Here is a 1,404-nt window from a genome sequence, read left to right as displayed (position 1 = left end):
GCAATAAAGATTGAAGTAAATAATGAAGTTAAAATACCAATTAATAAAGTAATCGCAAAACCTCTAATCATTCCTTCTCCAAAAATATATAAAATTGTACCTGTTAATATATGTGTCACGTTGGCATCAATTATAGAACGCATAGCGCCTTTCCATCCGAAAGCAGTAGTAACTGCATTTTCTAGTGACAAGCCAGCTCTTAATTCTTCTTTTGCTCTTTCGTAGATAATAATATTGGCATCTACCGCAGTACCCATTGTTAAAACGATACCTGCAATACCTGGTAATGTTAAAACAAAACCAAAGTTAGCCATAGCACCAAATAACAAAACTAAGTTTAATAATAAAGCTGCGTTAGCATACCAACCTGCTCTTCCGTAATAGAAAACCATCCAGAAAGAAACTAATAATAAACCAATGATAGATGATAAAACACCATTATCAATAGCTTCTTGACCCAAAGAAGGTCCAACTACTGCTTTTTGTACGATATCTGCTTTAGCTGGTAATTTACCTGCACGTAATACGTTTTCTAAATCGGCAGTTTCTTCCAATGTGAAAGAACCTGAAATTTGTGTTTGTCCACCAGAAATAGCTGCTTTTGCAGTAGCTGCAGAATACACAACATTATCTAATACAATACAAACTTGATTTCCGTTTTTAGCAATATCGCCTGTTAATTGTTCCCATTTTCTAGAACCAACTGGATTCATTTGCATACTTACTGCTGGTTTACCTAATTGGTCAAAATCAGCACTTGCATCTGTAATGGCACCACCTAATAATGGAGCTACGCCGTCTGGAGTGTCTTTTAAAATGTATAATTCACACAAAGCCTCATCCATTAAAATCTTCTCTTTTGCAAGATTAGTTTTTATTGTATTTAAATCTTTTTCTTTGAAATTTTTACATAATTGTGTTGCAGTTGTAGCTTTTCCCCAAGCAAACTTAGCGCGAGTACTACCTAATAATGCTTTAACATTATCTTTACGTAATAAACCACCTATATAAGCTGTATCCTTTTCTCTAAAAACATATAAATTTGAAGGCACTTGAACTATTTTGTTAAAAATAGGACCAGCATCTATTGCTTCTTTTTTAGCGGCATCTTTTTTATCACCTAATAATTCATTTACTTTAGATTTTGCATCAACCGCTTTCGTTGTATCAACAACTGCAACTTTTGCAGCTGGTTTTTTCTCAGTTGTTTTTAAAGCATCATTTGCAGCAGTAAAGAAATTACCTAATTCCTCTGGTTTTAGGGTTTCCCAAAATTCTAATTGTGCGGTTTGAGATAATAATTTTTCAACTCTATCTAAATCTTTAGCACCTGGTAATTCTACTAAAATTCTTCCTGTTTCACCAATTTTTTGAATGTTTGGTTGCGCTACTCCGAATTTATCG

At 33.6% G+C, this 1,404-nt stretch carries 1 protein-coding gene; it reads right to left on the bottom strand.

Annotated elements, in window-relative coordinates:
• The coding region (gene secD / locus ABWO04_RS11930) for a protein translocase subunit SecD (RefSeq protein ID WP_353079902.1) at window positions 1-1,404 on the bottom strand (1,404 nt) is incomplete at both ends.

Source organism: Flavobacterium sp. (genome assembly GCF_040382755.1).
In the GTDB taxonomy this organism is placed as follows: Bacteria; Bacteroidota; Bacteroidia; order Flavobacteriales; family Flavobacteriaceae; genus Flavobacterium.
Note: the sequence above shows the minus strand (reverse complement) of the source record. Positions and strands in the feature narration are given on the sequence as shown.